Origin of the sequence: Phormidium sp. CCY1219 (genome assembly GCF_035615515.1) — a bacterium.
Classification (GTDB): domain Bacteria; phylum Cyanobacteriota; class Cyanobacteriia; order Cyanobacteriales; family Laspinemataceae; genus CCY1219.
Genome location: NZ_JAJENT010000004.1, coordinates 1 through 8,061, shown reverse-complemented (window position 1 = coordinate 8,061; position 8,061 = coordinate 1). Strand labels below are relative to the sequence as shown.

5 protein-coding genes and 2 pseudogenes are annotated in these 8,061 nt (G+C 50.6%); 5 read left to right on the top strand and 2 right to left on the bottom strand.

Annotated elements, in window-relative coordinates; all coding sequences use genetic code 11:
- The first annotated feature begins 1 nt into the window (after position 1).
- Both LKK83_RS00175 and LKK83_RS00170 read left to right on the top strand, forming a co-directional pair.
- Positions 2 to 616 (top strand): annotated as a pseudogene (locus tag LKK83_RS00175) (transposase).
- A gap of 840 nt (positions 617 to 1,456) precedes the next feature.
- On the top strand, positions 1,457 to 2,101 hold the full coding sequence (locus LKK83_RS00170) for an S-layer family protein (protein ID WP_324628728.1): 645 nt from the start codon (positions 1,457 to 1,459) through the stop codon (positions 2,099 to 2,101).
- 88 nt (positions 2,102 to 2,189) lie between these two features.
- Here the strand turns inward: LKK83_RS00170 and LKK83_RS00165 are convergent, their stop codons facing one another.
- Positions 2,190 to 2,417 (bottom strand): hypothetical protein, encoded by a 228-nt coding sequence (locus tag LKK83_RS00165; protein WP_324628726.1) that lies wholly within the window; start codon positions 2,415 to 2,417, stop codon positions 2,190 to 2,192.
- A 244-nt stretch (positions 2,418 to 2,661) separates the two neighbouring features.
- Positions 2,662 to 3,879 (bottom strand): class I SAM-dependent methyltransferase, encoded by a 1,218-nt coding sequence (locus LKK83_RS00160; RefSeq protein ID WP_324628725.1) that lies wholly within the window; start codon positions 3,877 to 3,879, stop codon positions 2,662 to 2,664.
- A 550-nt stretch (positions 3,880 to 4,429) separates the two neighbouring features.
- Between LKK83_RS00160 and LKK83_RS00155 the strand changes: the two are divergent.
- From LKK83_RS00155 to LKK83_RS00150, 3 genes and pseudogenes are all read left to right on the top strand, one after another.
- A pseudogene (locus LKK83_RS00155) lies at positions 4,430 to 7,126 on the top strand (phycobilisome rod-core linker polypeptide); the annotation flags it as partial.
- 9 nt (positions 7,127 to 7,135) lie between these two features.
- Complete coding sequence (locus LKK83_RS31700; protein ID WP_442957255.1) at positions 7,136 to 7,675, top strand: phycobilisome rod-core linker polypeptide; 540 nt, start codon at positions 7,136 to 7,138, stop codon at positions 7,673 to 7,675.
- Positions 7,676 to 7,802: 127 nt separating this feature from the next.
- Positions 7,803 to 7,985: a hypothetical protein gene (locus tag LKK83_RS00150; protein ID WP_324628723.1), complete on the top strand. Its 183-nt coding sequence runs from the start codon at positions 7,803 to 7,805 to the stop codon at positions 7,983 to 7,985.
- Positions 7,986 to 8,061: the final 76 nt, after the last annotated feature.

Genomic DNA, 8,061 nt, shown 5'->3' with positions numbered 1-8,061 from the left:
CATTGACGGAGTACACATTCATTTTGGTCAAGGTCACGATAGTGAACATGGAGATGAAACCATAGCAGCTACGCCCCAGAAGGGAGTTGCTGTAATGGATAGAGGATTTTCAAACTCCGAGGGCGTTCAAAAATTACTGAAAGAAGAAAATCAGTATTTTTTACTAATAATCAAAAACAATTCTACCCTTAACTTAAAATAAGATGGAACCTATGAATTCTGGAGCGGAAAACGAACGGTTCAAGTCAGAGTTGTTAGCTTTTGCGATTTAGAAACTCGAACATAATTTAGATTTGTAACCAACCTACCTGAATCAGGATATCTAGGATATAGCAATGAAGAAATAGGAGAAATATATCGAAGGCGATGGCAGATTGAATTGCTGTGGAAATTTTTAAAAATGCATTTAAAGTTGTCTCGTTTAATCACAAAAATTACCAACGGTATCTCGATCCAAATTTATGCCGCACTCATTTGTTATCTCCTTCTTCAGTTAGTGGAGATTCCGGCCAAATTTGGAAGTAAACCGTTGGATAAACTCAGGTATTTACAGGCTTTTATGTCTGAAAATATCAGCTACGTCCACTGGTTTAAAAAGCTCGTTTTTAATGGCTAAAATCGGGGTTTGACAGGATTATTGTATCTATTTTTAAGAGTCCATTAAAATGCGTTCAACGCTTATGCAATTAACGCTTTTAATTCTGTTGAATTTATTGGAACTTTTACAGAGGAAATTGCTAGTGGGATATCAACTCGGGCAGTTTTAGGCTCTACTGGCAATGCAGGAAATGTGACGGTGAATACATCTAGGTTGCTTTTGGAGGATGGAGGACTTATAGAGGCAAACACTTTGGGAACGGGTACTGGAGGAGCTATTACTATAAATGCCAGTGATTCTGTTACAATAGTTGGCGAGCTTAGTCGTTTATTTTCAGGAACTGGCGATTTCATCGAAACAACAAAATTACCTCAATTTGGTTCTGGCGGTAATATTCTTATTAATACTTCAACTTGGCGAATAGAACAAGGAATAATAAGTGTTGATACCTTTGGATCGGCTAGAGGAGGCAATATATTTATAAAGGCTTCCCAGCTTGAATTGAATAATGGAGGTCAAATCAATTCTAGAACACTCGGATCTGGAGATGGAGGTAGTATCAGTTTAAATATTTCAGAATCCATCCAAATTAATGGTAAACTCCAGGAAAAATTTTTTACAGGTTTAGATAGCTCTGCTGAAGAAGAATCAAGCGGGCGTTCTGGAATTATAACCATCCATACCCCAATTTTAGAAGTTCAGAACGAAGGACAAATAAGAGTTAGAAGCCAAGGTCAAGGAAATGCAGGCAATGTTAATATCAACGCAGGTTCTATTTTTTTAAACAATGAAGCAGAACTGACTGCCGACACTACCAGCATCACTTTAGATCTAACTCAACAGCAAGCAACTATCACTTTGAATTCGGAGAATTTAATCTTGCGGCAAAATAGCAACATTACTGCGAATGCCCGAGGCGAAAATGTTATCGGTGGCAACATCAACATTAACGCGCAGGTATTAGTCGCCTTGGAAAATAGCGACATCAGCGCCAATTCTCAAGACTCTCGCGGGGGTCGCGTCAACATCAACACCTCTGGCATTTTCGGCACCCAAAATCGATCTCGCCCTTCGGATCTGACCTCGGACATTACCGCCACCTCCGAACGCGGCGCAGAGTTTAGCGGCATCGTCACGGTGAACGCTCCTGACCTAGATCCGACTGCCGCACTGGTGCCCCTGAATGCCAGCCTTCTCGACCCCTCCCAGCAGATCGTCTCTGGATGCGAAATAGCGGAAGAAAATAGCTTTACGGTGGTGGGTCGCGGCGGCATTCCAGCCAGTCCCACCGACCCGCTGTTCCTCACTCGCTCTTGGGTAGATCTGGGACAGCGCAACCCCGAGAATGGCGATCGCACTCCCACGCCTCCGGACTCCTCTCGCACACCAGTGCCTTACGTTGAGGCCACCCAATGGCAACTGAACGATCGCGGTCAAGTCGTTCTGGTCGCCGCCAATCCAACCGCATCTCAACTGGATCCAACTTGCTCGGACTTGCGGTAACGCGATCGCGCAAAGTTTGCCGCGAATTCGGATTCGCGCTTTGTGAGGCGATCGGCATCCGATAGCGCTTTTTCCGTAAGCCATCATTTCAAGCGATCGTGAACTGGAGCAGATCCAAAACGCGATCGCATCCCCCAACCTGCAATGCTTTGCACTTATTTACCAGCCCGACCCCCCAGCACCGCATCCCATTCACGCGGCCTCGCACCTTGTCCCCCCAACACTGCATCGGTTTCTGTAGGCCGTCTCTCGTTCCAGCGCTGCCACCGGCGCAGGCGATCGCCTTCAACACCCGCTCGTCTTGGTGCCCGGTCAATATCCGCAACTCCTCCAGCTTCCTTCTCAGGTCGCGGGGAATCTCTTTCTTTGATTTCTTTGGCTTGCTTGTTACAGATTTCGCACCCGCCACCTTTTTCTGAATGGCTGGTTTATTTGAAGTATTTGATTGGCAATCTGCAATATGTGAGAAAAAAGATTGACAATATAGGCGGTTTGTGGCAAGGGAGGCAGAGAGTGGGAAGGAAGAAATTTCTCAATTCTTCATTCCCCATTCTCAATTTTCAATTCGAGACAGATTGGGGGTGAGAGGTTGGGGTGAGCAGAATAAGCTGACGCTGTTGCAGAGTTCGCACGCCGTCCAAGTCGAGGGAGACCTGGGTGAGGATGTCGCCGACGGTTTGGCGGGGTGGGTCTGCGGTGTCGCAAGCTTTCATAAACTCAAATTCAGCGGGGGATAAGCTGACGAGTTGATAGTTGTAGTCAAAGATATGCTCGGCGGGCCAACCTTGCAAGCAGGGACTCACCTCGGGAATGGCGGATTGGAGGGTAGCGTCATCGGACCAGTGGATTTTGGCGAGGGGGGGACGGGAGAGGAAAAATTCATAGTGAGTGATTTCCGGGTCGAGGAGTTCGATGAGGCGGTAGCGTTGCCGATCGCTCAACTGCTGCGATCGCGCCATCAACTCCGGCGAGTCCCCCAACAACCGCTGCAAATTCCAATACTCCGGATTCGAGAACCCGACAAACTCCAACTCCGAGGCATCGATAAGCTGAAAAAGTGTCTCGATATTGTAATCGATTTCTTGCGGATGAACGTACATATCCGCAAAATTGGCATCCCGCTGATTTTCCATCGACCAGCGTTCCTTTTCCCGCTTGACCAGGCGATTGTTTTCTGGTAGAGACGCGAAAACTTGGCGACCCACCGCCACCCCATCGTGATAGTCGCCGCGCTTTTCTCCTTGCAACAGGGCGATCGCCTGCTGCATCAACTGAATTTCCCAGCGACCCAACTGGGCATAGACAAAAATATGCAGCAACCCACCGGCAGCCAACTTACTAGCCAAAGCTTGAATCCCGCGAATCGGATCCGGCAAATGATGCAACACCCCGACACAGTTAATGTGGTCGAACTCCTCCTCCAGTTGAGCCACATCGTAAAGACTCAGGTGATGGAACTGTACCCGGGATGCCTTAGATCGGCGACAGCGTTCCCGCGCCACCTCAAGCGCCCCGGCACTTAAATCGATCCCGGTTACTTCCGCTTCCGGATTGAGATGAGCCAGATATTCAGTGCTGACCCCGGTACCGCAACCGGCATCGAGGATGCGAACCCCCAGGGTTTCCGGTTTGCGATTAGTGCAGAACGCATAAGCCGTCGGCCAACACCAGCGCCAATTGTAACCTGGAGGCGGTTCGTCCAAGAGGATTTCCGGGGGAAAGGGGTAGGTATCGTAAAGGCGCTGTACGGCAGAAGAAATCGAGTCAGAATTTTGCATAATGGTTCGAGATGAGTCAGCAACGGTTAGAGCCAATCAGAGTCGAGGGATTGGATTCTCATCGAGTAGGTAAAGGAATTAGCCGCCAAGGGGGTCAGTCCTAATTTGCCTACTCCCTGGGGGGAGGCGGTAGCGGGGGAGGACTTGCTCCCGGGGGGGGAACGAGTCAACCGAGTTAACGAGTCCGGGACTCCTACCGCGAGGCCAAAATACTTGCCAATCTGCAACTTACCATAAAGAAACGTAACAAAACTTATATTTTTTCTCAGTGGAGTACCGCAATAAAATATGATGACACGGAAACCCAGCAACCAAAAATCTACATAATTTTTAACAATTGGAGGGGGTGATACCGAAACGTTTTAAGCTAGAGACTATATCAAACCACTCCCAAGTGGGGGTAAAGCAAGACCCAACCGGGTGCGAGGCGGGTAGAAATACCCATGCTCGAAATCGCGATCGCGCGATCGCGAAAGCCAACCTCAATGTAAAAAGGCATCTGACCACCGATGCCAAAGCAGATAATTCTATCGGGAGCTTTTGAAATCCAATGAGTGTAAAAGCAAGTGGTGGAAGCTCAGTTGCGCGTCCGCAACTCTATCAAACCGTACCAGTCGCAACCATTTCCCAGGCAGAACAACAAGACCGCTTCCTGGGGAACAGCGAACTAACCGAGCTGCAAACCTTCTTCAACTCTGGCAGCAAACGCCTAGAGATTGCGGAGATTCTCACCAAAAACTCCGAACTCATCGTATCCCGAGCCGCCAACCGGATTTTCACAGGCGGTTCGCCGATGGCTTTCTTGGAAAAACCCAAAGAGCCAATTTTGGAACAGACCAAAATGGCCTCCACCCAAGACGTATCCGAAGGGATGAAACTCGGAACCGTCACCTACGTAGAAAGCAAAGGCGGATTCCTAGAAGGATTGCGGGGGATATTCAGCTCCTCCGGGCCTGCGCCTTCCGGGTTCCAGCCGATTAACATTGCCCGGTACGGTCCGTCTAACATGACCAAATCCCTGCGCGACCTCAGTTGGTTTTTGCGCTATCTGACCTACGCGATCGTCGCCGGGGATCCGAACATCATCGCCGTCAACGTGCGCGGCTTGCGCGAAATTATCGAAAACGCCTGCTCCTCCGCCGCAACCATCGTGGCGCTGCAAGAAATGAAAGCCGCAGGGTTGGGATACTTCAAGCAAGACGAAACCGGCAAGAATATTGTCGGGCAGTATTTCGACGTCTTGATTAGCGAATTCAAAGCCCCGACCCCCTCCGAAAAGCTGCGCCAGCGACCCAGTAGCGACCAACAAGGGCTGCAACTGCCGCAAATTTACTTCAATGCAGCCGAACGGCGTCAGAAATTCGTGATGAAGCCCGGACTGTCTGCTTCTGAGAAGCAATCGGTCATCAAAGCCGCCTATCGGCAAGTCTTCGAGCGCGATATTACCCGGGCGTATAGCTTGAGCCTCTCCTACCTGGAATCCCAGGTGAAAAACGGCGATATCTCGATGAAAGAGTTTATCCGCCGCTTAGGCAAATCCCCGCTTTACCGCCAGCAGTTCTACGAGAAATTCGTTAACAGCCGGGTGGTAGAACTGGCCTTGCGTCACTTCCTGGGACGCGGGATTAGTTCGCGCGAGGAGTTTAACAAGTATTTCGCGATCGTTTCTAACGGCGGTTTGCCAGCCTTAGTCAATGCCCTGGTCGATTCCCAGGAATATTCTGACTACTTCGGCGAAGAAACCGTGCCCTACCTGCGGGGTCTGGGTCAAGAAGCCCAAGAATGCCGCAACTGGGGACCGCAAATCGACCTGTTTAACTACAGCGCCCCCTTCCGCAAGGTGCCGCAATTTATCACCTTGTTTGGGGATTACATCCGTCCTCTGCCCGACCAGCACCCCTATGGGGTGGGGAACGATCCCCTGGAAATTCAGTTTGGGGCGATTTTCCCGAAAGAAACTCGCAATCCGAAAAATCGTCCGGCCCCGTTTGGCAAAGATGCGCGCCGGATTTTAATCCATCGCGGACCGGGAATTGACAACCAACTGAGCAATCCAAAGGCACGGGGTAAGGCACCCGGTTCCCTCGGACCGAAGCCGATCAAGCTGGATCAAGTTCCCAGCGGTCAGATGCAGTACGGGATGCGCGGTGGCGTGCGTCCGGTGCAGGGAGTTAGCGTTAAATACTCCGAGAGTTCTACCCAAAAGGCGATCGATGTTGCCTATCGGCAGGTGTTCGGTCGTCCGGTGTACGAAAATCAGCGCCTCAAGGTGGCGGAAATCAAGCTGGAAAACGGCGAGATTACTCTGCGCGAGTTCGTGCGGGCGTTGGCGAAGTCGGATGTGTTCCGGAAGTTGTACTGGAGTTCGCTTTATGTGTGTAAGGCGATCGAGTACATTCACCGTCGCTTGTTGGGTCGTCCGACCTATGGGCGTCAGGAAATGAATGCCTATTTCGATTTGTGTTCTAAGAAGGGTTTTTATGCCCTCGTTGATGCGATTATCGATAGCAAGGAATATGAGGAGGCATTCGGCGAAGATACGATTCCTTACGAGCGCTATCTGACGCCGCAGGGTCAAGCTTTGCGATCGCTGCGTGTGGGTAGCATTGGCGATAAGGCGGCTAAGGTGGAGAAGGAAGAAACGCCTCGCTTTATCGAACTCGGTGCGGTGAAGGAACAAGGTCTTCCCTCGATCGCAATGCGCGTCACCCAAGGGGTGGGCAAACGCCGCGAACAAAGCAAGGTGTTCAAGCTCACCAACCGCAAGCCCACCGAAGTGCAGATGGTTATTCAGGCGGCTTATCGCCAAGTCTTCGAGCGCGATCTCGACCCCTATATCGTGAAAAACGAGTTCACCGGCTTGGAAAGCAAGCTGCGAAATGGCGAAATCACGGTGAAGGAATTTATCGAAGGGTTGGGTTGCTCGAATCTGTACATCAAGGAGTTCTACACCCCCTATCCGAATACGAAGGTGATCGAACTGGGGACGAAGCATTTCCTGGGCCGCGCGCCGCTCAATCAGCAGGAAATTCGCAAGTACAACCAGATTCTCGCGACCCAAGGTATCCGAGGGTTTATTACCGCGATGCTCAATAGTATGGAGTATCTGCAGGTGTTTAATGAGGATACGGTGCCCTATCGTCGCTTCCCGACTCTGCCGGCTGCCAATTTCCCGAATACCGAGAAGCTGTATAACCGCCTCACGAAGCAAAATAAGGAGTTGGTGGTACCGAGCTTCGAACCGGTGGATGGCGGCATGGATCCGGCAAAAGGACCGCTGATGGCTAGTGCAATGGCGTCTGAGTCTGGGAAACTCGATGCGATCGCTGTGGGGCGATCGGTGAGTGGTTCCCCCCTGCAACGCCCTAGCGCCAATCAGGTGTCGCGGATTTATCGGGTGAGTGCTACCATGAGCGCGCCGCAAATGGAAGAGGCGATCGCTGCTCTCTATCGTCAGGTGATGGATATCTACAGCGAGGAGATTCCCGAGGCATTCCGCATCGATGACCTGGAGGCAGGTCTGATTCGCCGCGAAATCTCGGTACGCGATTTCGTCCGAGGATTGGCGAACTCCGATGCCTATCGCGATCGCTTTGTCACCCCCTATCCGACGCCGAAGGCGGTTGAGTTGCTGTTCCGTCATTTGTTGGGTCGCACTCCCGCTACCCCAGAACTGTCTGATTACGAGCAATTGCTCGGCGAGGAAGGGTTGGAATCTACTGTTTCTACCTTGCTCGATGGTGCTGAATACACTCGTTATTTCGGCGAGAATGTGGTGCCCTATCGGCGATCGTAATTATTGAACGCACTGTTTTAGGTTGACTTTTGTGGCAGGTTTTACCCTGCCCCAACACCAGTTTTTGCCCGCATCAGCGGGCTTTTTTTATGCTAGAAAATCCTCGGGTGCGTGACCTGCCCAATTTATGGGAGAATTACTCGATCGCATGCAAGCCGTCATCCACCAACTCTATGCGCGATCGGATTGCCACAATCGCGATCGCGCTGTGCACCGAGGGTCAAAACATGGGATTGTCATTTCCCTACTTTCGATCGGCATTATTTATTTTTTGACCCAATATATAGCGGTTTTCATATTGGTGAGGTAGAGGTGCGATTCGTTCCCGCAAAAGTGGAGGGTAAATGCCTGAAACGTAAGCGGGGCAAGGAACACAGTCCCTAAAG

Excerpts from the sequence above, each read along its gene's own strand:
- LKK83_RS00150 (WP_324628723.1), top strand. The coding sequence starts at position 7,803 with ATGGGAGAATTACTCGATCGCATGCAAGCCGTCATCCACCAACTCTAT.
- LKK83_RS00160 (WP_324628725.1), bottom strand. The coding sequence starts at position 3,879 with ATGCAAAATTCTGACTCGATTTCTTCTGCCGTACAGCGCCTTTACGAT.
- LKK83_RS31700 (WP_442957255.1), top strand. The coding sequence starts at position 7,136 with ATGGATCCGGCAAAAGGACCGCTGATGGCTAGTGCAATGGCGTCTGAG.